Annotated in this window: 28 protein-coding genes; 8 read left to right on the top strand and 20 right to left on the bottom strand. The window is 37.3% G+C overall.

Going from position 1 to position 24,539, the window contains the following annotated elements; genetic code table 11:
• Positions 1-151: 151 nt before the first annotated feature.
• Positions 152-313, top strand: a complete 162-nt coding sequence (locus tag ABNX05_RS08130) for a YfhD family protein (RefSeq protein ID WP_197144730.1) — start codon at positions 152-154, stop codon at positions 311-313.
• Between the two features lie 12 nt (positions 314-325).
• A complete protein-coding gene (locus ABNX05_RS08125) occupies positions 326-517 on the top strand; it encodes an H-type small acid-soluble spore protein (protein WP_079563186.1) in 192 nt (63 codons plus the stop codon).
• Between the two features lie 129 nt (positions 518-646).
• Here ABNX05_RS08125 and ABNX05_RS08120 read toward each other — a convergent pair whose 3' ends face one another.
• From ABNX05_RS08120 to ABNX05_RS08110, 3 genes are all read right to left on the bottom strand, one after another.
• Positions 647-946, bottom strand: a complete 300-nt coding sequence (locus ABNX05_RS08120) for a hypothetical protein (RefSeq protein ID WP_349659253.1) — start codon at positions 944-946, stop codon at positions 647-649.
• A 156-nt stretch (positions 947-1,102) separates the two neighbouring features.
• A complete protein-coding gene (locus tag ABNX05_RS08115; protein ID WP_432760132.1) occupies positions 1,103-3,199 on the bottom strand; it encodes a bifunctional diguanylate cyclase/phosphodiesterase in 2,097 nt (698 codons plus the stop codon).
• Between the two features lie 263 nt (positions 3,200-3,462).
• On the bottom strand, positions 3,463-3,984 hold the full coding sequence (locus ABNX05_RS08110) for a sigma-70 family RNA polymerase sigma factor (RefSeq protein WP_349659251.1): 522 nt from the start codon (positions 3,982-3,984) through the stop codon (positions 3,463-3,465).
• Between the two features lie 490 nt (positions 3,985-4,474).
• Here ABNX05_RS08110 and sspI point away from each other — a divergent pair, with 490 nt between their 5' ends.
• Together sspI and ABNX05_RS08100 are read left to right on the top strand one after the other, a co-directional pair.
• Positions 4,475-4,684, top strand: a complete 210-nt coding sequence (sspI, locus tag ABNX05_RS08105) for a small acid-soluble spore protein SspI (protein WP_079563188.1) — start codon at positions 4,475-4,477, stop codon at positions 4,682-4,684.
• Between the two features lie 77 nt (positions 4,685-4,761).
• Positions 4,762-6,141 (top strand): FAD-binding oxidoreductase, encoded by a 1,380-nt coding sequence (locus tag ABNX05_RS08100; protein ID WP_349659250.1) that lies wholly within the window; start codon positions 4,762-4,764, stop codon positions 6,139-6,141.
• Positions 6,142-6,200: 59 nt separating this feature from the next.
• Here ABNX05_RS08100 and ABNX05_RS08095 read toward each other — a convergent pair whose 3' ends face one another.
• From ABNX05_RS08095 to ABNX05_RS08075, 5 genes are read right to left on the bottom strand one after another with little or no spacing between them, the layout of a single operon-like run.
• On the bottom strand, positions 6,201-7,022 hold the full coding sequence (locus ABNX05_RS08095; RefSeq protein ID WP_349659249.1) for an ABC transporter ATP-binding protein: 822 nt from the start codon (positions 7,020-7,022) through the stop codon (positions 6,201-6,203).
• The gene (locus tag ABNX05_RS08090) at positions 7,019-8,020 is read right to left on the bottom strand and encodes a FecCD family ABC transporter permease (protein WP_349659248.1); all 1,002 of its coding nucleotides are present in this window, start codon (positions 8,018-8,020) and stop codon (positions 7,019-7,021) included. Before ABNX05_RS08090 ends, ABNX05_RS08095 begins: the two co-directional genes overlap by 4 nt.
• Positions 8,021-8,033: 13 nt before the next feature.
• Entirely contained in the window at positions 8,034-9,176 is a 1,143-nt protein-coding gene (locus ABNX05_RS08085) for an ABC transporter substrate-binding protein (protein ID WP_349659247.1), read from the bottom strand.
• The gene (locus ABNX05_RS08080; RefSeq protein WP_349659246.1) at positions 9,176-9,775 is read right to left on the bottom strand and encodes a hypothetical protein; all 600 of its coding nucleotides are present in this window, start codon (positions 9,773-9,775) and stop codon (positions 9,176-9,178) included. Before ABNX05_RS08080 ends, ABNX05_RS08085 begins: the two co-directional genes overlap by 1 nt.
• Positions 9,772-10,404, bottom strand: a complete 633-nt coding sequence (locus tag ABNX05_RS08075) for a hypothetical protein (RefSeq protein ID WP_349659245.1) — start codon at positions 10,402-10,404, stop codon at positions 9,772-9,774. Before ABNX05_RS08075 ends, ABNX05_RS08080 begins: the two co-directional genes overlap by 4 nt.
• Positions 10,405-10,634: 230 nt before the next feature.
• Between ABNX05_RS08075 and ABNX05_RS08070 the strand changes: the two genes are divergently transcribed.
• Both ABNX05_RS08070 and ABNX05_RS08065 read left to right on the top strand, forming a co-directional pair.
• Entirely contained in the window at positions 10,635-11,270 is a 636-nt protein-coding gene (locus ABNX05_RS08070) for a hypothetical protein (RefSeq protein WP_349659244.1), read from the top strand.
• Entirely contained in the window at positions 11,267-11,878 is a 612-nt protein-coding gene (locus ABNX05_RS08065; RefSeq protein WP_349659243.1) for a hypothetical protein, read from the top strand. The genes ABNX05_RS08070 and ABNX05_RS08065 overlap by 4 nt, the downstream gene beginning before the upstream one ends.
• 76 nt (positions 11,879-11,954) lie before the next feature.
• Here the strand turns inward: ABNX05_RS08065 and ABNX05_RS08060 are convergent, their stop codons facing one another.
• From ABNX05_RS08060 to argF, 9 genes are all read right to left on the bottom strand, one after another.
• The gene (locus tag ABNX05_RS08060) at positions 11,955-12,467 is read right to left on the bottom strand and encodes a GNAT family N-acetyltransferase (protein WP_079563197.1); all 513 of its coding nucleotides are present in this window, start codon (positions 12,465-12,467) and stop codon (positions 11,955-11,957) included.
• Between the two features lie 146 nt (positions 12,468-12,613).
• Complete coding sequence (locus ABNX05_RS08055; protein WP_349659242.1) at positions 12,614-13,321, bottom strand: amino acid ABC transporter permease; 708 nt, start codon at positions 13,319-13,321, stop codon at positions 12,614-12,616.
• A gap of 12 nt (positions 13,322-13,333) precedes the next feature.
• Positions 13,334-14,038 carry an amino acid ABC transporter permease gene (locus tag ABNX05_RS08050; protein WP_349659241.1) on the bottom strand — a complete coding sequence of 235 codons (705 nt, stop codon included), beginning with the start codon at positions 14,036-14,038 and terminating at the stop codon, positions 13,334-13,336.
• A 26-nt stretch (positions 14,039-14,064) separates the two neighbouring features.
• Positions 14,065-14,889 (bottom strand): transporter substrate-binding domain-containing protein, encoded by an 825-nt coding sequence (locus tag ABNX05_RS08045; protein WP_349659240.1) that lies wholly within the window; start codon positions 14,887-14,889, stop codon positions 14,065-14,067.
• A 15-nt stretch (positions 14,890-14,904) separates the two neighbouring features.
• Entirely contained in the window at positions 14,905-15,177 is a 273-nt protein-coding gene (locus ABNX05_RS08040) for a glutaredoxin family protein (protein WP_349659239.1), read from the bottom strand.
• 12 nt (positions 15,178-15,189) lie between these two features.
• Complete coding sequence (locus tag ABNX05_RS08035; RefSeq protein ID WP_349659238.1) at positions 15,190-16,197, bottom strand: LLM class flavin-dependent oxidoreductase; 1,008 nt, start codon at positions 16,195-16,197, stop codon at positions 15,190-15,192.
• Positions 16,198-16,245: 48 nt separating this feature from the next.
• Complete coding sequence (locus tag ABNX05_RS08030; RefSeq protein ID WP_349659237.1) at positions 16,246-17,574, bottom strand: LLM class flavin-dependent oxidoreductase; 1,329 nt, start codon at positions 17,572-17,574, stop codon at positions 16,246-16,248.
• Between the two features lie 301 nt (positions 17,575-17,875).
• Positions 17,876-18,802, bottom strand: a complete 927-nt coding sequence (locus tag ABNX05_RS08025) for a LysR family transcriptional regulator (protein ID WP_349659236.1) — start codon at positions 18,800-18,802, stop codon at positions 17,876-17,878.
• A gap of 375 nt (positions 18,803-19,177) precedes the next feature.
• A complete protein-coding gene (gene argF / locus ABNX05_RS08020; RefSeq protein WP_349659235.1) occupies positions 19,178-20,143 on the bottom strand; it encodes an ornithine carbamoyltransferase in 966 nt (321 codons plus the stop codon).
• 318 nt (positions 20,144-20,461) lie between these two features.
• On the opposite strand from argF, the gene ABNX05_RS08015 reads away from it, so the two are divergent.
• Together ABNX05_RS08015 and ABNX05_RS08010 are read left to right on the top strand one after the other, a co-directional pair.
• On the top strand, positions 20,462-20,809 hold the full coding sequence (locus tag ABNX05_RS08015; protein ID WP_349659313.1) for a MarR family transcriptional regulator: 348 nt from the start codon (positions 20,462-20,464) through the stop codon (positions 20,807-20,809).
• Positions 20,810-20,832: 23 nt separating this feature from the next.
• Positions 20,833-21,828 (top strand): serine hydrolase domain-containing protein, encoded by a 996-nt coding sequence (locus ABNX05_RS08010; protein ID WP_349659234.1) that lies wholly within the window; start codon positions 20,833-20,835, stop codon positions 21,826-21,828.
• Between the two features lie 134 nt (positions 21,829-21,962).
• Here ABNX05_RS08010 and ABNX05_RS08005 read toward each other — a convergent pair whose 3' ends face one another.
• The 3 genes from ABNX05_RS08005 to ABNX05_RS07995 all read right to left on the bottom strand — a co-directional run bounded on the left by ABNX05_RS08005 (position 21,963) and on the right by ABNX05_RS07995 (position 24,535).
• The gene (locus ABNX05_RS08005) at positions 21,963-22,577 is read right to left on the bottom strand and encodes a cysteine peptidase family C39 domain-containing protein (RefSeq protein WP_349659233.1); all 615 of its coding nucleotides are present in this window, start codon (positions 22,575-22,577) and stop codon (positions 21,963-21,965) included.
• A 289-nt stretch (positions 22,578-22,866) separates the two neighbouring features.
• On the bottom strand, positions 22,867-23,955 hold the full coding sequence (locus tag ABNX05_RS08000; protein ID WP_079561565.1) for a M42 family metallopeptidase: 1,089 nt from the start codon (positions 23,953-23,955) through the stop codon (positions 22,867-22,869).
• Positions 23,956-24,049: 94 nt separating this feature from the next.
• Positions 24,050-24,535 carry a dUTP diphosphatase gene (locus ABNX05_RS07995; protein WP_349659232.1) on the bottom strand — a complete coding sequence of 162 codons (486 nt, stop codon included), beginning with the start codon at positions 24,533-24,535 and terminating at the stop codon, positions 24,050-24,052.
• Positions 24,536-24,539: the final 4 nt, after the last annotated feature.

Genomic DNA, 24,539 nt, shown 5'->3' with positions numbered 1-24,539 from the left:
AACTTAGTTTGCGCATTTAAGGCTTTATTATTAACCCAAAAAGTTCTAAACATTTCTACAATAAATTCTTATCTTTCCCTAGTTTTTCCCATGATAAAAAATCAAATCAAAGCCATATTAAGAAATATCAAAACGAAAGGAGAAACTAAACATGGGAAGAGACAATAAGCAAGGTCAAAGCGCAAACAAAGGGTCATTACCTCAAACGCCAAAAAACCAAAAAATAGCACCAAACAAAGTTAGTGAAGAATTTTCTCAAGAGTTTATGAACCTGATTAATACGGTTACTAAAGAAGGTAAGACAAAAAAATAAGGGGGGCTTCAAGTGGATTTTGAACGTGCACAAGAAATTGTCGCCTCACCAAAAGAATATGAAGTAAGCTATAATGGCGTATCAATCTGGATTGACAAGCTTCACGATGATGGTAAAACAGCAACTGTTCATTTACGGCGTTCTTTGGAAGAACGATCCGAAGTGGACATAGGAGAATTAAAGGAAGAGTACCTCGCACATTAAATATAAAACTGCTTACTTTCAATGATGAAGTTGAAGTAAGCAGTTTTTATGTTGTGAAAAACTATTAAATCAATGAACTAAGGTAAGTATCCTATCTAAAAAAGTATTGCAATTCGGTAAAATGAGTATTTATTCTGGCATGCCATTCCAATTTCTATCCACGATTTTGGAGGTCCTATCCACGCTTGGCCGTTCTACCACCACTTTGGCGGTTCTTTCCGCCGCCTCGGCTTTTCTTCCGCCGCCTCGACTCTTCTTTCCGTCGCTTCGGCTCTTCTTTCCGTCGCTTCGGCTCTTCTTTCCGTCGCTTCGGCTCTTCTTTCCGTCGCCCCGACTCCTTTCTGTCGCTTCGGCTTTTCTTTCCATCGCCTCGGCTTTTCTTTCCGTCGCCCTGGCTCTTCTTTCCGTCGCTTCGGCTTTTCTTTCCATCGCTTCGGCTCTTCTTTCCGTCGCTCCGACTTCTTTCCGTCGCCCCGACTCTTCTTTCCGTCGCTATCGCCCTTCCATCCGTCGCTATCGCCCTTCCATCCGTCGCTATCGCCCTTCCATCCGTCGCTCTATTTCCCGTCTCTGATAAGCCTAACTTTATATTACGAAATCCTCTTCATATTTGAACTCTTTTAAAACATCTCTTGCTCGCCTATGTAACTCCTTAAAGTTATTGGAAATCTCTTCTGCGGAAATCGGCTTACTAAATAAATAGCCCTGGATATAATCGCAGCCACCGTCTATGAGGAAAGCAAGTTGCTCCACTTCTTCAATTCCTTCGGCAACAACCTTTAATCTTAAATGCTTTGCCATGGATAAAATCATAGAAACGAGGGCTTCATCATTTGGATTATGTTGAATATTTCGTACGAACGTCCGGTCAATTTTCAAACAATCAATCGGAAAATCTTTTAAATATGAAAGCGACGAATACCCTGTCCCAAAGTCATCAACAGCAATTTGGATACCAATTGTCTTTAATTCATGAAGTAGCTGCGTTATTTGATCGATGTTCATCGTCATACTTTCCGTAATTTCTAATTGTAAGTATTTTGGTTCTAATTTTGTACATTGTAAAATTTCTTGTACCATATGCACTAAGTCTTGCTGGAATAATTGTCCGATAGATAAATTTACGGCAACCTTCATTGGTGGTAAACCTTGCTCCCTCCATATTTTTGCTTGAGCGCACGCCGTCTCTAAAATCCATTTCCCTAAAGGGATAATAAGGCCAGATTCTTCTGCAATCGGGATAAACTGTTCAGGTGAAACAAAGCCACGGGTTGGATGACGCCATCGTACTAGTGCTTCAACAGAGTCAATTTTATCCGTTTTTATATTTACTTGTGGCTGAAAATCTAAGTAAAATTCTTCATTAGCTAATGCTTTATGGAGCTCTTGTTCAAGCAATAGACGATCAGCAAGACCATTTGACATATACGGCTTATAAAAAAGAACTCTTTGAGGTATTTGGCTAGCTTCTCTCATTGCTAACTGCGCATGCATTAAAAGCTCTTCACCTGAGCAATTTTCTTCATGCGGGGCAATCCCAATATTAAGATTCCCAGTGAGTGTGAATAGGTGTACTTGTAATGGTCTTTTCATAGCGCTCTTCAAATTCAAGCAAAATTGTACTAACTCTTCCCTCGTCTTCACATGATTAATATAAATAATAAACTGCCCCTCAAGAAGCTTTGTTGCAAAATAATGAGGTGGTAATATAGCTTGAATTCTCTCTGCTACGAGCTTCATCATTGTATTAGAATAATTAATACCTATAGATGAGCGGATAGCGGCAAGGCGATCAATCTCAATCGCAATGATTGCTTTTTGACGACTATTGTCATGTAAATCCTCTTTTAAGGTTTTCAATAATAAATGTTCATTTGGAAGCTTTGTAATGTCATCGTGAAAAGCTTGAAAATGAAGCTCCTGCTGTGAATGCTCAAGATCTCGCTGTATTTTTAAAAGTTGCTGAAATGGTTTTTCAACAGTTGTATAGTAAATAGCTTTTAGGAAAAAGAAGAATGCAAAAAATTGATAAATTAATGCTGAAAAGCCCCAAATTGATTTTAAATCTTTGATGAATGCAAAGAAAATATCACTAATAATTAAATACATTGCTGCGCTAATTAGCCACATAACTCGTTTAGGCAGCTTTTCTTTATACTTACTTAAAATCACTATCGTTACACCTTGTAAGACAGCAGACAACAAATGAACAATAGCGTTTGCTTTCAGTAATAATTGTTCTTCAAGTAAAAAATATTTTGAAGAGAGATACACTAGAAAAAGAATCAGTAGTACAAATAATAAGGAACTGCTATATGAATAATTACGATCTTTCATCGTTAAGCGTTTTTTTGGCTTTAAAATAATAAAGAGAAAACCGATTGATAAGCATAAACGCTTTATTAAATCCAACCATATTTCCAAATATAGTGTTTCAGCCATTGGATATTGAGTCAATGACAAGTTCACTAATTCAAACAAGGCGATGATAAAAAATAAATTACCTATGTATAATGTTTGATTTGATAATAAATGTGAAAAAACGAGCCACGATTGAATAGCGATTGCCATTGTAAATACAATAGTTAGTACTTGTATAATCAAATTCAAACAAATGTAACTTTCTTCATTAAAAGAACCAAGTACTTGATTACTTAAACCTAACAAAGGTAACACTAGCATTAGTGGCAATACTATATACCAAATCTCTTTCTTTTTTATCTCAAATTGATTCAACCTATTCTCCAACAGAAACCCTCCAACCAATATATATCAAATTAGATAGGTAATATGTTCTATCCAAAGGGAATATAAAATTAAAAATTGTATTTTTCTTTGACTTCTTACAAATCATAGCATTTTTATTGGAAGTTGTATGCAAATTTTAAAAGTATGCCAATATTCATTTTTCACTGATATTAGCATACCTTTATTGCTTTATAGCATTATTCTTCTTTAGAATTTAACAACTCGCGAAGCTTAATCATTATTCTTGTACGTCTTTTTTTAACTGCCTCGACAGATACACCTAGTTCTTTAGCAATTTCCAAGTAACTATAACCTTCTACATAAAAAAGTAGTACTATTTTTCTTTCCTCTAATTTCAAATGAGACATAAACCATTCTAAAAGAGCTGGATTTCTTTCACTTATATCATGATCTCGAATATAATTTATCGTTTCATGATCCATAGGTGTATTCATATTTTCAAAACTCTTTTCCTTTGAAAGCTCTTTTAAAATTTCTCCTTTAACGGTTGTATAAATATAAGCAGAAAACAGTCCTTTTGTTTGATCTGCTTTACGCCAAGCATTCCACACGGCTATGGATGCTATATGACGATAATACTCAAAATCCTTATAAATTTGGCACTTTAACAAAATTGATGTGATCATCGGCTGGACTAATTCTAATACTTCATCAAATGGTAGTTCAGTTGATAACTTTTTATTATGCTGTGTTGTCATCCTATTGTCCTGTCGACTGTGCACAGTCCATTATTCCTAGGTGCCTCTATCTTAGTTAATAGGCTATAAGGATGTCGAACAGCCCTTTTATCAATATGATCAGCAAGTTTTTATAAGCACTTTTTAATATTTATACGCAACAATAGTGTGATATTTAAAAAATGATATGTTTTAACTTCTTTCAGAAGTTAAAGCCTCCGGCGAATGTCATGGAAATCGGAAAGGAGTTCTTAGGGGATGTTAGCCGAAAATCACCACATCCATTCGATAACGGCGAACTGACCTAAACGCCACGTCCTGTGGCATTACCAAAATGTTCGACATCGTGTCGGCCCTCACGCAGACCTAAGCACAAAGCCGATTATGGACGCATTGTTTATCTGTGTGAAAGCAAAGCGGCAGCTACAATTATGCCGTGGCATAGTTGAACTGTAATTCTATACATATTTCTTAAAGAGTTGGACAAATTACTACTAAGGAGGCGAAATAGATGAATTTTCAAATAAGAGATGCGATTACGACAAACGTACATGGACAATCAGCGGCTGAATTTAAAGATATTGTCGAGGATGCAATTAGCCGTGGTGAAGAGCATTTACTTCCAGGGCTTGGTGTGTTTTTCGAAAAATGGTGGCAGCAATCTAGTCCTGCTGAGCAGGATGCATTTACCCAAAAATTAGAAAAAGCCTTTGCTCACTAATTTTTTATAGCAGTTCATTCCATTTCCTATAAATGCATGATAAAGTTTAATTTATCAGAAAATTAGGAGGGATTGGAATGACTGTTGCTGTAGAATTAATAGTAAATCAACTAAAAAAAGTTTTATCTGAAGAACAGGTGTCAACAAACGAAACGGTGCGACAGCTACATGGAAAGGATGAATCTCATCATACAATGAGCTTACCAGATGTCGTTGCCTTTCCTCGTTCCACGGCCGATGTCAGTGCCATCTTAAAATTTGCGCATGCGGAACGTGTACCAGTCGTACCTTTTGGTGTTGGCTCAAGTTTAGAAGGTAATGCAATTCCCATTGCAAATGGCATTTCTATCGATTTCTCTGAAATGAATGCTATTTTAGAAATTCGACCAGACGACCTGCTAGTAAAAGTACAACCGGGTGTAACACGTGCCCAATTGAATAAAGAATTAAAAAAACACGGACTTCAATTCACAGTTGACCCGGGTGCTGATGCTACACTAGGTGGAATGGCGGCAACGAATGCCAGTGGAACAACCGCAGTGCGTTATGGTGTTATGCGCGATCAAGTAAGAGATTTAGAGGTTGTACTCGCAGATGGTTCAGTCATTCATACCGGTAGCTTAGCAGCGAAGTCTTCTTCTGGTTATCACTTGAATGGCCTTTTCATTGGCTCTGAGGGTACGCTAGGTTGCTTTACAGAGTTGACTTTACAAGTCTATGGTATACCCGAATTTGTAGCGGCGGGACGTGCAGTTTTTGCGACAGTTGGCGATGCTGTCAATGCAGTAACCGCATTGCTGCAAGTGGGCATTTCAATTGGCCGTGTTGAACTGGTCGATGAAGCCTCTATTAAACAAGCAAATATTTATAATGAAACATCCTATGACGAGAAACCGACACTATTTTTAGAATTTTACGGAAATGAAGCTGGTATGCATGCAGATATAGAATTTGCTAGAGAAATTTTTGCGGACTTTGGCTGTCTTTCTGTTGAATTTGAACATGACAATGCAGCTCGTAATAAGCTATGGGAGGCGCGCCATTCATTGGCCTATGCTTATATCCATGCCTATCCGGGGAAAAAGCTTATGTCGACTGATGTTTGTGTGCCGATATCTATGCTTGCTGAGTCCGTTTTGTATGCTCGTGAACAGCTTGAGGAAGTTGGTCTTGCAGGCGGAATTGTAGGTCACGTAGGAGACGGTAACTTCCACGCCTTGTTAATGTTAGATCCAAACGATGCTGAGGAGCAAGCAAAAGCCAACCGCTTCAATGAACATATCGTCCAATTTGCTTTACTGCGTGGTGGCACTTGTACCGGTGAACATGGTGTTGGTATTGGGAAAATGAAATATCAGTCTACAGAGCATGGAACGTCTTTATTAGTGATGAAGAGCATAAAGGCAGCACTTGATCCACATAACATTATGAATCCAGGGAAAATTTTCAACATATAAGGTAGATACTTAAAACACGATCTCGCCATGAAAGGAGGGACCGTGTTTATTTTTGGAGATTATCGACTGTTACGCTCAGTCCCTAATGCACTTGGTATCATCGTTTCAACCAGGTAATCTCCTTCTTCAAATATTACTTTTTTCAACTCAATACCGAAAAATTCCTTCATCCTTACTTCTGTCATTACCTCTTGTACTTTACCGTAGATGACGCCTTTTTCTTTTGCAGTCATCAAGACTCGGTCTGCTAGATAAAATGCATGATTTGGGTAATGGGTATTAATTATGCATGAGATTCCACGTTCCTTTGATAAACGCTTAATCGTTTGTAAAATAACTATTTGTTTTTGAATATCCAAATGCGACTCAGGTTCATCTAAAATCAAAACTTCTGGTTCAGAAACAAGCGTTCTTGCAATTAAAGCTAACTGCAATTCACCACCACTAATTTCATTGCATGATTTTTTAGCAAGATGTAAAATATCAACCATTTCAAGTGCTTGATGAGCCGCTTCCAAATCCTTCGCAGATGGCTGAGCAAGGGTACTAATATACGGAGCCCTCCCCATAACGACAAGCTCTTCTACAGAAAATCCAAATACCATTTTATGCGCTTGGGGTACATATCCAACACGTTTCCATAGTTCTTTACGATTTAATGTTGCAAGCGATTTGCCGTCTATGAAAGTTTCTCCTTTTTTCCATTCAAGTAACCCAGTTATACATTTTAACATCGTCGTTTTCCCTGCTCCGTTCGGACCTAGAATCGCCATTATTTCACCTGGCTCCAACGTGAAATTGATGTCTTGTGCATATAAATCAGGTAATCTTTTTCGTTTTTTTTCATAATGATAATTACCGTTTATCACTTCAATTTTCATGCCCAGCCTCCTCCTGAACGGCGTAATAAATAAGCGAAGAAAGGCGCTCCAATAATTGCTGTTAAAATAGATAAAGGTATTTCTGTTGCTGTTAATGAACGAGCTAAATCATCAATTATTAATAAATAAATACTACCAATAGCTACAGATACAGGTAATACAAATTGATTGTTATTCCCGACTAGCATACGTGCAACATGTGGAATAATTAAACCGACCCACCCAACAATACCAGCAACTGCCACGGATGCGGCTGTAATTAAAGTCGCTCCTAAAATGACGAACCACTTTAAACGAGTAACGGGAATTCCCATTGATGCTGCCTCGTCCTCCGGCAATGTTAAAATATTCAATCGCCAACGAAGCAAGTATAAAAGTAAAATTCCCATTAATATTAGTGGTCCACCAATATATAAATCCTTATAGGTCGCGGTACCAAGACTCCCCATTAACCAGTAAGTAATGGCTGGAAGTTTTTCTTCTGGATCAGCCACAAATTTTGTTAAGGAAATTAATGCATTAAAGAGTGCAGACGTAACAACACCAGCTAAGACAAACATAAAAATTGGTGCATTTTTCTTTGCCCCTGCAATTAAATACGTAAAGCCAATTGCACCTAATCCAAAAATCAGCGCCATCATTTGTGCAATAAAGTTTTGCCCAAATAATAATATCCCAAGCGATGCTCCAAACCCTGCACCCGCAGAAACACCTAATATATCAGGAGATACTAGTGGATTCCCAAACATACCTTGAAAGCCTGCACCCGCAATCGATAAACCACCGCCAATTAATAGTGCAAGTAAGATTCGAGGTAACCGAATATTCATAACTACAGTTTCTTCCATATTTGTCCATGTTTGCTCAACAGGAAATACTTGAGAAGCTAGGATTTTAATAATATGCTCCAAGCTTACCTCAAACCGTCCAACACCGAGAGAGACGATTGCTACAAAAATCGGTAGCAACCATAAAAGTAACATTTTCCATTTCTTCATTTACAATCAGTCCTTAATATTTCGCTGCATCTGAAGAAGGATTTAAAATAGAGTGGACTTCCTTATCTGAAACATCAAATTCATAGAAATCCTTATAGTAAGCTTTAATCTCATCTTCAATTTTATAGTTGAATAACGTTGGGTGATTTTTTTGTGCCATCCATTTTAGCATTAATGGCGCATCACCACTTGGTGGGAACCAACGATAAATACCTAATGGAATTTTATAAACTTTTCCATCTTGAACAGCTTTCACCTGACTCCAATCCTGACCATCCACCTTGTTTTCAAGCAAATCCTCCGGCTGTGTTTCAGTAAAGTTAGTGATATAAATGATATCTGGATTCCAAGCATAGATTTGCTCCATATTTACTTCTTTTCTTCCGTCTACATCATTTTCAGCTACATCTATAGCTCCAGTTGCATTAAGCCACTGGTTACCGAAGAAATTTCTACCACCGACAGTAATTGATTTATCATTATGCATATGTAAAATCATTGCTCGTGGCTTGTCCTTTGTGGCAACATCTTTCAATTTAGAATTAAGTTCGGACTGCACTTTTTTACCTTCATCTAAAAAGCGATCAGCACGGTCAGTTGTTCCTGTTATTTGACTCGTTAATGTCAACCAACTATTGAATGTTGCTAGAGGCTCAGCAGCTGCCGCATCAATAGCTTTTACAGCAACAACTGGAATTCCCACTTCAGTGATTTTGTTAATTGAATTCTCATCTGTTGCAATTTCAACGTAGAGCTGTGGATTTATTTTCATTAATTCTTCCACATTCACTTCACCATTTTGAATAAATGATGTTTCTGCTTTTAAAACATCTGGTGAGATTTTGGCTAAAATTGAATTTTTCGCGGCATTATACGAATTTGGATGCATACCAACAATTTCTTTCGTTGAGTTTGTAGCGACATACCATGTAGAGAAATAAGGTAATATTCCTCCTGTCACGACACGATCAATTTTGCCCGGTACTGTTACTTCACGCCCAAGCTGATCCGTCACAATTTTTTCCTCTACTGTTGACTGAACTTCCGCTTTTGAAGATTCAGCAGATTGATTTGACGCTGATCCTCCATCTTGACTGCCACATGCTGCAAGCATTGCTGTTAATGCTAGCGTAGCTAAATAACCATATTTTTTCATTAACTCTCTTCCTCTCTTAACCATTTTGCCATTCCGTGTAAAAAGGGCTTCGACTGATCGATAAAACCAAGCCCAATATGGAACATTGGATCTAGTGTTGTGACAACTAATTCACCTTTAAAACTTACGTTGTCGATATAAAATAGTGAACGACCACCTGGTATGTCTAGTAATGATTGCGCACCAACTGGTGGTAAAAACGAACCATGATAATGCCACTTCATATTATGAAGCGTTATATAGGTAAATAATGGATGTGTCGTATTTCGCTCGCTCATTGGTAAATCGCCGTCTTCGCGTACCCACCAGCTGAAATTCACTTCCGAATCCTCCCAATCAATTGTAGGAAACCAATTATCTAAAATCTCACCAAAAATAATGAGTCGCTTACCCGATTCAATAAATGAGATAAGCTGGGATTGATAACGTCTCAAATGGGGAATATCAAGGCGGCATGATAAAATCAATGTGTCATAATCTGCTAAATTATATCGATGTAATTCACGAATATGTAAAATATCATCATATAAATATTGAAATTCTCGGTCTTCAAAAAATCGGTTTTGAAAGGGTAATCCATTTGTTACGATACCAATCATTGTGTCTCCACTCCCTTCAATTGATTGCGCTCATACTCTTCTCGGATGCATGTAAGCATTTGCAAACTTAAATATCGCGAGGAATTATCTTCATCGATAAATACCCGATAAATATCCGTCCCTGCACCTGCAAAAATTGTGCCATTTGTTGAATCACGATCCACATATATGATCGTCGCACCACTTTGATCCGTCACAAGTACTTCTGCATGCAGTGGAATCTTTTCGAAATAACCACGAGAAAAAAATCCTCGAACTCCTTTACGGTAGTTAATGTCATAAGCATCAATACCTGCGAATAATGGATGTATTGGCTCTTTTATAATTATTTCACGATCCTTTAACGGAATCGGAGAACGCTTCCAGCTAGGAACTCCTACTAGCCAAGGTAATGATGTCTCTGTAAGTGAAAAAATAACGCCTCCCTGAGACAAATATTGATTCAAAACATCTTTATGCTCTAATAAAAATTGCTCTTCTACTAAATTAGTAATAATTAGGCCTGTGTAGGCACGTAAATCGGTATACGGTAAATCGTATAAATATAAAAATGTTAATCCTCGCTTTCGATCCTCATCTGTCAGTCTCGAAAACTGTATATCAATACCAACATAAGCAATTGGTTGCAAAACGAACCCTTCTTTCTATCTTAGCTTTATTGAAAATGATTATCATTTGCATCTAAATACATATTACAGTATAGTGATAATGATTATCATTGTCAAACTAGTTTTATGCTCTTCCTTTTGTTTCCAAGACATTTTAGAGGGAATTTTTTCCTCGAACAATATATTCAAAAGGCATAAAATGCTTTTTCAATATAATTTATTACTTAACTTTATTTTTGGAGGAATAAAATATGAGTGACCCGATTTCGATACTAAAACTAGACCCTGGACATGCTTTCGGTGTGAATGGTCGTATGCAAAAAGATACAGGAAATGAATCAAAAATAATTGATCAATATGATTTTGCATATGCAAATTTGGAGAATGTGGATGTTATCCTAATACCAAACTTTATTGATCAAGAATTTTTGTATAGTCAACGTGAGAAGATTGCTGCCTTTTTAGAAGAGAAAAAAATCGTAGTGTATTGTGGCCATCTATTCCGCGAATGGCTACCAGGCTGTGGTCCATTTATGCCACAGCTTATTCGTAATTATAAAGATTATGAGGTTTTTCCGACTGCAGATTCATCTATTTTCCAAGGTGTAACTACCGAAGATATGACATTTAAAAAAGGAGTTGCTGGCTTTTTTGCACGTGGTTATCATCACGCACCAGAAGATGCAGAAATATTACTTACTTTCTCAAATGGTAAGGCGGTTACATATGTAGATCGTTCTACAACAAATGGTACCATCTTAGTCCATGCAGGACGGGATTTACTGGGCTATGCTAATGAAAACAAATCAACAGACCTTATTCGCCCACAATTTTTAGCATGGCTTGAAGCAGAAGTACAATCATTAAAGGAGAGCACAGTACAATGAGAAAAATCGGTGTTATATATAGTGGTAATGAGTCACATTATCGGACGTTCCACGAGCCAAAATTCAATCAATATATAAAAAAATTAATTTATCATCCCGATTTCCTAGAAACGGACATCGACGACTTAGACGTACTAATTGTTCCCTCTCAATTAAATCACAAACTGTTACTTGCTAGCGTGACAAAAATACAATCATTTGCTGATAAAGGTGGAATTGTAGTTGCATTTGGACCACAGCCATGGAATTGGCTACCAGCACAACAATGGGAAGAACGACCAACGAATTTTTGGTGGTGGCTTGAAAAAGATGCTTCAAGTGGTCTAGTATTACAACAACCAAAACACCCTCTATTTAACGGTTATTTAACACTCGCTGACTGCACATGGCATCAACATGGCGTCTTCTGGCCTCCTGAGAATGCAGATATTTTAATTTCGATGGAAGATGGTGGTGCTGTTTTATATATTGATACTACCTCTACTGGCGGAACATGGATTATTACGACATTAGATCCTGATTTCCATTTCGGATCTTACTTTATGCCAGCAACCGAGCGTTTCTTTGAAGGATTTTTCCCGTATTTAGCCTATGGAAAAATTTTATAAGCGCTGATTTAAAAGTAAAGGCCATAGAAAAGGGTGAATCAACCCTTTCCTATGGCCTAAAAAATTTTACGAAAATTTATAAATCATAGCGGAAACTTTTTACAAGCTTACCTCCCTTATAAAACTCTTTAGATTCATCTCTTACGAAGCCCAGCGATAAATAAAGATTAATAGCAGCCTGCATAATATCACCTGAGTGCAAATATAATGCTTGATCCTGACGATTGCGTGCAAAGTCGAAGCTTTCATGCAACAATTTTTTAGCAATACCTAGCCCTCTACCTTTAGGATGGACGCCCAGTAAGCGTACAATGGTAGACTTTATGTCAAGCTCCGGCAGACCATACGCTTTTTCGGAATCTGTAAATAATTGCAGTCCCCCTAAAATCTCATTGCCACGCTTTGCTACTAAAATGGTTTCTGCATTTGGATTACCAACAGATGCGCGAATATCACTTAAGTACGATGCCCAGTTCTCTGGGTTTTCATATTCTTTTTCATATTGTGCATAACTCTCTACTAGAACCTCTAAATACCGGGCATAGTCTTCCTCTTTCAAATGCTCAATCACTATTTCAGCTACTGCCATTGTTCAATCCCCTTTTCTATTTAATCATCTATATATCCATTATGCCTCAGCATAATTACGTCTCTTAGCCTGAGGTACTCTTTTCAGCGAAAGTTTGAATACCTGTCGCTACGCTTTCGGTACAAAAGACATTCGCCGAAAAGGAGTTAAATGCCGCCCTTACTATAGGCAGTTACTCTTTTTTCAATACGATGGGCAAGCCATTCAATGATAACTGAAACACCCCAATAAATTAGCCCGACAGCGATAAATGCCTCCAAAAATTTTAAATTAATAGAAGCAACGATATTCGCAATCCCAGTTAACTCTTTAACTGAAAGGAAAAATGCTAGTGACGTGGCATGTAAGAAACCAATAAAGACATTTGTGAAATTAGGGATGGATTTACTAAATGCTTGGGGTAATATATAGCGTCGCATCGCCTGTGAAAATGTTAAACCGACTGCATATGCTGCCTCTAACTGTCCCTTTGGTACACTTAAAATACCGGACCGAATTATTTCGGAAGCATAAGCTCCTGCACTTAGCGTCAAAGCAAAAATAACAAAAAATAAAATAGGTATAGAGCTTGATTGAATCTCAAGTTTTAAAGCCTTGGCAAAGACATCAACAACAATTGGTATGCCAAAATAAACAAGCATAATATGCATAATGATAGGTGTGCCTCTAAAAAAAGATACGTAAAAATTAAACAATGGTGCGAGAAATTTGGTTTGTTGTATCCGAATAAATGCAACAATAATGCCGATTAAAGTGCCCAATAAGACAGGTGTAACTGCCATGAACAACGTTAACGGCAATACTTTACTAATTTCTTTTAACGCTTCAAAAATAAAAGCAATATCTATTGTCATAGCCAGTACCCCCTAACTAGATGCAGTTTCCTTAGGCATATATCGATTAAGATACCGTTCATTGCGCTTTAATACATTTTCTAACAAAATAACAATGACATAATAAACGATGGCCAGCGCCAAATATATTTCCAGTGCTCTTGTCGTTGAAGCAATTAGCGTTTCTCCACGTCCCACCATATCCATAACGCCAATTGAAAATGCTAAAGACGTATCCTTTAATGAACTTATCATCGTATTTGCCATATTGGGAAAGGCCACACGAATCGCCTGAGGGAGAATTATGCGAATAAAGCCCTGTATTCCACTTAATCCAACTGAATAAGCTGCCTCCATTTGTCCACGATCAACTGTTAAAATTGCCGCTCTAAAAATCTCTGCAAACGATGCAGCATTGCTCAACGTATAAGTAATAATTACAAAATACATAGCATCCATTCTTGTTACATCAATATGCACAAGTTTCAATAATGCTGGTATACCGTAAAACACTAAAAACAATTGCACTAAAATCGGCGTACCTCGAATAAACGAAATATAAATCGTTATGATTTGCTTCAAAACTGGTATGTGTAGCAGCTTTGGTATAGCGATCACTATACCGAGCAGCATGCCTAAAATAGTGGCGAACACTAAAATTTCAAGTGTTACTGGTAAATACTGAAGCAATATTGGAAGTACTTTTGCAATTAGTGTGAAGTCAAAATCATTAGCCATACTTCCTTCTCCCTCTCCTATTTCGTTTAGAAGTCTACCGTATAATCGTCACCTAGCCATTTCTTACTTAGCTTACTAATGACGCCGTCTGCCTTTAATTCTCGAATTGCATCATCCAGTCGCTCTTGCAAGACAGCCTCGTCTTTATTTAATAAGAAGTAAACTTTTGAATTTAATAAAGCATCTCCTACAACCTTCTCCTGCGCCTCATTACTTTCGTTATAGTACTTTACTGCAAATGGTGTTGTAATGATTGCATCGATTCGACCTGTCGCAAGTTGATTGTGAATATCAACCGAGCCGGAAGAATAGATAATATTAGCGCCTAAATTATGTTCCTTATTGTATTTCTCTATATAGACAGCCGAGTTACTAGTTGGTGAAACACTAATGTTTTTCCCCTTTAAATCATCAATGGATTGAATAGAATTGTTTTTTGCATTGACTGTTACTTGTAATGGGAATACATTATAGGGCTCTTTATTAAAGAGGAATTTCTCCTCTCGTTCACTATTGACCTCCATTTGATGGGCAATAAAGTCAATTTTCCTTGTCTCTAAACTTAATAATAAATTTGAAAATTCCATTGTTTTAAATTCAAATTCATATTCTGGTAGCTTCTCATCAATGGCACGAACAAGCTCTACATCATATCCTGTTAAATTCCCCTTATCATCTATGAAACAGATATTTGGAAATTGGGTTCCTGTACCAACAATGATTTTTTGAACGTCCTTGCCACCTTGTGCTGCACTATTTTCACTAGTATCCCCTTCGGACTTTTCCGTATTTGTACAAGCTGTTAAAAGTAAAGTTAGCAATAATAGTAGATAAAACGATAATTTTTTCATAAACTCCCTCTCTTCTTATGCATGCGATGGTAGATCAACAGCAAGTACTGCTTTTAAATGCTCCAACCCAATTTCTGTTACTGCTTTAAAGACGCCATTTGCTCCAATTTCGACAACCGGGACATAACGGACACCATATTTTATTTCAAGAATTTCACGAAATGCATCCTGATGTGTTACATCCACTGTTTTGTATGAAATGCCTTGTTGTTGTAAATATGTTTTCACTTCATCACAATAGCTACAGCCTTGCTTCGACCAAACAATTACATCTATATTTTTTGCCATGTTCATTTCCTCCTAGCTTACCGCTTCTTTTTGCTGCAAATTTACTGGACTTAAAAGTTCAAATGATCGTTCCCGTTCAAATTCCTTCAACACAGGCGTATGCAAAATAAACTCATCAATTTGATAACGCACATGATAGTCATCTAATACCGTTTTAATGTCTTCTGGAGTACCGTATACAATATCTGCATCATATTGCTTCACCGTAAATGTCTCTCCAGATTCCTGCCCAAATTTCTCTGCAAGTTCTACCGATTGTAATGTTAGGCTTCTACCACTCGCTAAATGCACCTTCGTAATTTTTTGATCACCAATTAACTCTTTCGCCTCTTCTTTTGTAGGGGCTGCAAAGGCTGCGATAGAAACAGCGAAATGACCGTTTGGATAATGCTTGCGATATGCTGTAACTGCTTGTGCTAACACGTCATTGTCACTATTAATAAATCGAGCAAAGACGAACGCAATGCCTAATGTGCCTGCAAGGGCGGCACTTTGTGGACTTGCCCCAAGTAAAAATAATGCTGGCTTTACCTTTGGAATCGGCGTTGCCTGCACTCCATATAACTCGTGCTCAGATGGTACAGTTTGATCAATTAATTGCTGCAAAAATGATAATCTTCCCTCGAAATCTTCGCCTTGATTGAGCGTGCCATATTGCAACGCCTTCGTAGAGAGGGGTAAACCGCCCGGTGCCTTCCCTATGCCTAAATCAACTCGCCCGGGCTCCAACGATGCGAGAACATGAAAATTTTCAGCTACTTTGTATGGGCTGTAGTGCTGAAGCATCACTCCACCCGACCCGATATTGATAGACTTTGTTTTAGCAAGTAGATAAGATACTAATACCTCTGGAGATGATCCCGCTAATGTATCTGTATTATGGTGCTCTGACACCCAAAAACGTGAGTAACCCAATTTCTCTGCTTTTTGTGCTAGAGCCACCGTTTTTTGTAAGGTCTGCTCATTTGTAGCACCCTCAATAATCGGACTTTGATCTAATATACCTAATGAATAGCTCATACACTTACCTCCTCTAAATACAATTACTCATATATGTTTACTAGGTTTTTAGACAGATTGTTTGATATAACGGCTTTCTTTAAATGGTAAACCTAAGTTACCACGTAATGTGTCTGCCTCGTATTCTTCACGATATAGCCCTCTAGCCTGTAAAATCGGCACAACCTTATCTACAAAATCCTCCAGTGCTCCAGGTACAGTAACACCTATAATAAAACCATCAGCCGCCTCTTGTTCAAACCATTCCTGTACGAAATTAGCAACATGCTCTGCTGTGCCAAAGAACGCCGTTTTTGGGGTTGCTTCACGTAAAGCAACTTGTCGCAATGTTAACTCTTCTAGTTTGGCATATTTTTTAATATAATCAGTCGTACTTTTAAAGCTATTTGCTCCTATTTCACCAAGCTCTGGGAACGGAGCATCTACATCATATTGTGTAAAATCATGATGATCGAAATATCGACCAAGATAAGCAAGTGCACGCTCTATCGAAACGAGCTCAACGATTTCTTGATACTTCGCTTCCGCTTCCTCGAGCGTATCGCCAATAATCGGAGAAATTCCTGGGAAAATTTTAACTTCATCTGGATTGCGTCCAAATGCTGCAACCTCAGTCTTTACTCTTTTATAAAATTTCTGTGACTCTTCTAATGACGTACCATGTGTAAAGATTGCGTCTGCATCCTTTGCGGCTAATCGAATTCCTGCATCTGAAGAACCCGCTTGGAAAATAACGGGCTGCCCTTGCTTAGAGCGCGCAATATTTAGCGGACCTTGTACTGAAAAATATTGGCCCTGATGATTTAATGTGTGTAGCTTAGTCGGATCAAAAAATACATCATTTTCTACATCTGCAATGAAAGCATCGTCATCCCATGAATCCCATAATCCCCTTGCCACTTCTAAATATTCCTCAGCAATAAGATAGCGCTCTGCGTGACTAGGGTGCTGCTCAATTGTTTTATTGTAGTTTAAGGCAGTGCTTTCTAACGGGGTCGTGACAACATTCCATCCTGCACGCCCCCCACTAATGTGATCTAACGAGGCAAATTGACGCGCCACTGTAAATGGTTCGCTATAGGAGGTTGATACAGTGCCTACTAACCCGATGTTTTTAGTTGCTACTGCTAGCGCCGAAAGAATAGTTAGTGGCTCGAATCGATTTAAAAAATGAGGAATCGATTTTTCATTGATGAACAAACCATCCGCAATAAAAGCAACATCAAATTTCCCTTGCTCAGCCTTTTGTGCCTGTTGAATATAAAACGGCAAGCTTACACTTTGATTGCTAGCAACCTTAGGATGACGCCAGCTTGAAATATTACCACCTACACCATGAATAATAGCCCCGAATCGAATTTTGTCCTGTCTCACCATATTTACTCCTCCTCAAATTTTATTTTTACTAAACATAGTGGTTAAGTATGTTTTAAGTTTAAAAAAATACTTTATTTATGAAATCATAAATAAAATAGGATTGAGGAAGATAATACCGTTCATTTATACAATTTGCAATGGGCTACATAATAGAAAAAATTTTACTGTCTTATAAAATATTTTATCAATATCAATTATGTCTCGGCATAATCGTAAGCCTCCGGCGGATATTACGGAATCGGAAAGGAGTTCTTTGTGCAAGTACAAAGCCGAATCCGGACACCCGCATTCATCTCACCACCTAAGGAAGTGGTTGACCACTGCTGAAAGTAGCTAAATTTTCTTGAAGGCTTTCAAATTGTACAGCTGTCTCTACTATTGTTTTCCAAAAAGCTGGTGCGAGCGTCTCTTTATTTTTATACGTTAAAAAAATGTGCTGATTCATATCAAGTAAATGCTTAACATCAACCTCAACAAATTCACCATTTTCAAGCTCTTTTTTTACACAAAGATGTGGTAAGAAGCTCATATACTCCCTTGTACGGATAAATTCTTTCGCTACTTCTAAATGATCCGTTCGCACTTCAATATTTGCTGATACGCCCTCTACCTCAAACATTTTATGCACATAATTCCAATCAAAAGCCCCACATTCAAAAAACACCATTTTCTGTCGTGCCAGTTCCTTTGCATTCATTACATTATTTTGTATAAAGGGGTGCTCCCGATGCATCACAAGTTTAACCGCATTACTTAGCAATAGCTCATTGTAAATTCCTTCCGTATGAACATATTGAATAAGACCCATATTGATTTGGTGACTTTGCAGTTTCTCTAAAATTACCGCTGTTGAACCTGTGATGATTTGAAAATGCAAATGCGGAAAGTCTTTCTTCCATTTCGGCAAAGCGTAAGCTAAAAAATATTGTGCTGTGACTCCATTTGTACCAATGCACACCTTATCAGATTCCTGCGTTTCCTCTAATTGTTTTTTCCCTCGTTGAAAAGTTTCCACAATCTGTGTCGCAAATGGAACAAAGTCCTTCCCTTTATCTGATAATATTACACTTCGCCCATCGCGATGGAATAACTCGACATTCAACTCTCGCTCCAATGATTTAATACGAGCCGTCACAGTCGGTTGAGATAAAAATAATGCATTGGCGGCCTTATGGATACTTTTATAATGCACGACATATAAAAATGCCTCGATATGATCAATGTTCAACCGGAGCCCTCCTCAAATTACTTATTTATCTTATTATATAGATAATTGTTTTAATTCTCTATAAAAGATTGGAAAACTAGGTTTTATATTTTTACAAAGTAACTGTTTATTCAAAGAGCGCCCTTGAAAGGCAGCGTAACAAGAAAAAAGCAACCTAGCGTCTCCCAGGTTACTTTATTATGTAGCGATGTGGTCATCCATCTTGATCACATACATCGCGCGTGGTTTACAGCCCTCTGTCTGCAACCACCGTTATGTTATTCACATTGACACCCCCTGTTGCCAATATGAACTCTGTCTATATAGTACTTCTCAAATCGAGAAGTATAGCTATAAAGCAAATTTGTGCTTACTCAATGTAGAGCAATTAAAGTTCTATGCTAGAATTGATGCAAGTACCGCTTTTTGCGCATGAAGTCTGTTTTCAGCTTGCTCAAAAATATAGGAATTCGGACCATCAATAACAGATGACGCTACTTCTTCTTCACGATGGGCTGGTAAACAGTGCAAGAACATATAATTCGGCTTTGCGTATGCGACAAGCTCATCATTTATTTGGTACCCAGTAAAATCTTGTAAACGTTTTGCAGTTTCCTCTTCTTGCCCCATTGACGTCCATACATCAGCGTATACTACGTCCGCGTTTAAAACTGCTTCCACAGGATCATTTGTAATTGTAATTATGCTACCATTTGCTGCTGCGATAGCCTGTGCCTTCGCAATCACTTCTGCGTCACATTCATAGCCAACCGGTGTTGCCACTGCCACATTCATTCCTACATGCGCTGAAGCGACTACTAATGAGTGTGCCACGTTGTTGCCATCTCCAACATACGCAATTTTAAGCCCTTTTAGTTCACCTTTATGTTCAAAGATTGTTTCTAAATCCGCTAAAGCTTGGCATGGGTGATAAATATCCGTTAATCCATTTATTACCGGTATAGATGCATGCTCTGCAAGCTCTGCAACCATTGCATGAGAATTCGCTCGAATCATAATGCCATCTAAATAACCTGATAGCACATGTGCTGTATCATAAACAGATTCACCGCGACCAATCTGTAAATCACGTGCATGCATAAACATACCTTTTCCGCCCAATTGGTTCATACCTACTTCAAATGAAATACGAGTACGAGTTGAATGTTTTTCAAAAATCATACCGAGTGTCTTACCTTCAAGTAGCTTCGGACATTTTCCTTCTTTAGTAATCATTTTTAGCTGTGTCGATAACTCAACTAACTGCTGAACCTCTTCACTTGTATAGTCTAGCAGGGTTAATAAGTCCTTATCTTTTAAGCTAGTTACTAACTTTAGCTGTACTTCCTCAAGTAATTTCATAGCCTTCACTCCTTGTTTCGTTGCTGTTGGGATTAGTATAACAATGCATAATTATAAAATCAACTGAATTTTTATGTTTATTTTAAAAAGTTAGAATTTTATCTTCCGATGTGTCAAAAATGCGAATAATCGAATATTTATGCATATTCAAGGAAATTGCATTATTGTTAATACATATTTATAATTTATATATATTAATTATTTTGGTGGTAAAACGTATGGATAAGGAATTGGTACATCTTATTAAGGAGATTAATCAAGTTAATATGAAACCAATTTAAGGTTAACCGAAGAATTTTCCTCTTTGTTGGATGAAACATTAACTACAAAACAAGCGGTATTTTTAAATCTTCTTCAGACGAAAGGCCCCTTCAAACTTATGAATTAGCAAAGTTAATGGGGACATCCGCGAGTGCTGTTAGCCAATTAGTAAATAGGCTGGAGCAAGAAAGTTTTATAAAAAGAACTATGAGTAAAAAGGATCGTAGATTAGTGATTATAGAACTAGATGAACAGGGGCATCCTTATTTTCAAAAGCAGGAGGAAATTGAGCTTGCTCTTATTTATAAATATTATTCAAAGCTCCATCGAGAGGACTTTGTTACAATTAAAGGACATACTTTCGAAATTACATTCTATTATTTCAGAGGAGCAGGAAAAAAATAAGCGTTCATAATGGAGGTATTCTTGTGGATTTACATAATTTAAAAAAGGACATTTTTAAAATTGCTTATCCTTATATAAAAACTCGCCCAAATGTTGCTTTATCCATTGGTATCATTTCTCAAGGTCAGGAAGCTACTTTTACTTTCGGTGGCTCGAATTTTATACTGGAAGAAAAGTCTTATATATATGAAGTTGGCTCGATTTCTAAAGTTTTTACTACATCCATATTAGGGGAAATGATTCAGGAAGGAAAAATCCATGTCGAAGATTCTATAGGCAAATACTTTTCCACAATTCCCGATACTCATCCAGTTACCCTCAAACGTTTAGCCAATCATACTTCTGGGCTACCGGGAATAGGCGTGCTGAAGAACATTTACAATGTTTTTGATGCGCAAACACCTCGTGATCCTTTTTGTCAATATTCACTGGACGAGACTATACATTATTTTATAACGCATACAGACGAGCCAAAAGTTAAATTTCGATATTCTAATGTAGGAATGGGGCTTTTAGGATATATTTTAGCTAATACACTTCATACTGATTTTGAAACTGCTATCAAACAAAGATTAACAGATCCTTTAAATATGCCAAATACGTTTATCTCTATCCCTACCGATCAAGCAGAGGCAGTATTGCAAGGATATACTATCCTTGGACATAAAAAGCCACCACTCCAAATGAATGAATTTATGGCAGCAGGGGCAGTCCGTTCAACTGTTAATGATCTATTAAAATTTACGAAAGTACATTTAAGTGATGAAAATTTAGGTTATACATTAACCCATCAAACGACTGAAACTTTTTCAGAAAATATAGGTATTGGTCTAGGATGGCAACTCGATCACAATATCATTTGGCATAATGGTTCGACGAAAGCTTTCTCTAGTTATTTAGGTTTTGATAAAGCACAACAAACAGGCGTCGTTGTTTTATCAAATTATCGATCTCCTATTTTGGCGGCAAACCCTAGTCAAATTGGTAAAGATATATTGCAGCTTTTAAAGGTTCAATAGATGATTATATGAATTTATCTTTTGTTAAAATATCGATAACAATTTTGAATTTATCACCTAACCTTCTTAGTTTATCGACATAAAAAACAGCCCTCAAATATTTAAGTTTGAGGGCTGTTAGAGTAAAAATATCATTAGCTCTGTGTGGCGTCTACAGTTATGTAAGTATTGCTATAATGAACCATATTAATATTTTTCACATTCCACAATTTCCTAAATTCATTAATAGGAACTTTTCGATTATAGCTATTGTTATCATCATTACAATTCGCCAGTTCCCTTAGTGATTCTGAAAGGTAGACATACTCCTTGTCATATCCTACGACAGGGACAAAATGCAAATTATTACGATCCTTATGTACTTTAATAAAAACAATTACGGGAGTCCCTTTACTAATTTCGTACTTTAATGTATTTATATTTCCTTTATAATAGCTTGTTTTAAATCCCTTTTTTCTTAACACCGTACGGATTCCCTTTGGATATACATTGCCTGACCTCGTTTTACTAGGGAAATTAGTATATAACTCATCACCATCGGCCTCCATTCCAAAATGACGCAACACATATGCTGTTGAAAACGCTGCACATTCCCTATTGTTTTGTATATCTATCCTATTATTGTGTTTAATTAGATAGCTAGCCGGATAATCTCTTTTTCGTAAAACAGGTATGGGTAATGTCATTAAATATGCATTAATGATCGTTGATATAATAATCCATAAAATAGCTGTTCTAACTATAAACATACTACTCCCCCATCACTTTGCGTCCAAATCGCAACATTATTCCAAGTACTTCTTTCACTAACCCTACCCAATCAGTTGAATAACTGAATAATCAGTTATTATATCTAGAGTGTAACACATTTACAAATATTGGTACTCAGGAATTAGACCTCCCCATATCGTCTCGGTATCTTTAACAGGCGTGTATGATTGAACTTCTAGTATGCAAGTCCTTTATTTTTCAAAAAAGCCTCCTAACATTTTTGTTAGAAGGCAAAATTATGGTATATCTATTTAGTTCTTTCCACGCTTAGTCAAAAATAATTTTATTCACTGCATCACGGTCTAATTTTTTAATAACTTCCACCATTAATTTTACAGCATTATCATAATCATCACGATGTAAAATACCTGCATGTGAATGGATGTAACGTGTAGCAATACCGATTGATAGTGCTGGTATACCATTTGCAGTTACGTGGATAGAACCAGCATCTGTACCGCCACCAGCCATTGCCTCGAATTGATATGGAATATTGTGCTCATCAGCCACATCTAATACGAATTCACGTAAGCCACGGTGTGAGACCATCGATGCATCGTAAACAACGATTTGTGGACCAGCACCCATTTTACTAGTTGATTCTTTTGCAGTTACTCCTGGTGTGTCTCCTGCTACACCTACATCGACAGCAAATCCGATATCTGGTTGGATTTTATGTGTAGCTGTTTTCGCACCACGAAGTCCTACTTCCTCTTGAACATTCCCTACAGAATAAAGGATGTTTGGATGCTTTTCATTTTGCAAAGCTTTCATAACATCAATGGCAATTGCACAACCAATGCGGTTATCCCATGCTTTTGCTAATAAGTATTTTTCGTTTTTCATCACATTAAATTCGAAATATGGTGTTACCATATCGCCAGGACGTACGCCCCATTCAAGCACTTCTTCTTTTGAAGCTGCACCAACATCGATAAACATGTCTTTAATGTCTACCACTTTGTTACGTACATCTGCTGGTAAAATATGAGGTGGCTTAGAACCAATAACCCCAATAATTTCATCGCCTTTACGTGTTGTAATTGTTACACGCTGTGCAAGCATAACTTGGCTCCACCAGCCGCCTACAGTTTGAAATTTGATGAACCCTTTGTCATCGATTTGAGTAACCATGAAGCCTACTTCATCTAAATGACCTGCAACCATAATTTTAGGGCCATTTTCATCGCCAACTTTTTTAGCAATGACGCTACCTAAATTATCCTGTTCAACTAAGTCTGCATATGGTCCAATGTATTTTTTCATGACCTCGCGCGGTGCACGTTCATTACCTGCAATACCATTCGCATCTGTTAAATCTTTAAACATTTGTAATGTTGAATCTAGCTGTGTCATCCTTTTACCTCCCGACTCTTATATCTCCTCTATTATACTTCGTTTACCGAAATATTCCTAGTTAAATCGTCTGAAAATTGTTGGATTTCTTACTTTAATACCCCGAACGCTGACGATTATAATTTTCTTCATTTTTCTCTATATATGCCGCAACTACGTCCTCAAACGTAAAGCCTAGATTATACGCAAGTAATCCATAGCATTGCCAGATCACTAAATATCTATCCTCAGTTGGTTGACTAATAAAACTTAAAATATTGTCTTGTGTCATTAAAAATGTCTCTGTTAAATCTCTCTTCTCTTCAATCACTGGCCATTTTTCTATCGCTGTAAAACCTTTTAATAGGCCAAGTGATAATATAAAATGAATCGAATCCACATATTCTTCTAGAATCACATCACGTTCTGAAGCTCCCTTTGTGCTCCAAAACTTAAAGCAACGTGTCTCGTTTGCAAGTTCGGCTAGCTCTACCATTAAGGCTAAACCTTTTTCTTTAAATACATCACGTTCAATATTTTGTGTTTTTTCGATGAAATCATCAAGCTCTTTTTGCATTTTAAACAATTTTTGTAAATTCATATTT

Source organism: Lysinibacillus zambalensis (assembly GCF_040183165.1).
GTDB classification, from domain to species: Bacteria; Bacillota; Bacilli; order Bacillales_A; family Planococcaceae; genus Lysinibacillus; species Lysinibacillus zambalensis.
This window is presented reverse-complemented; position numbering and strand designations above follow the sequence as displayed.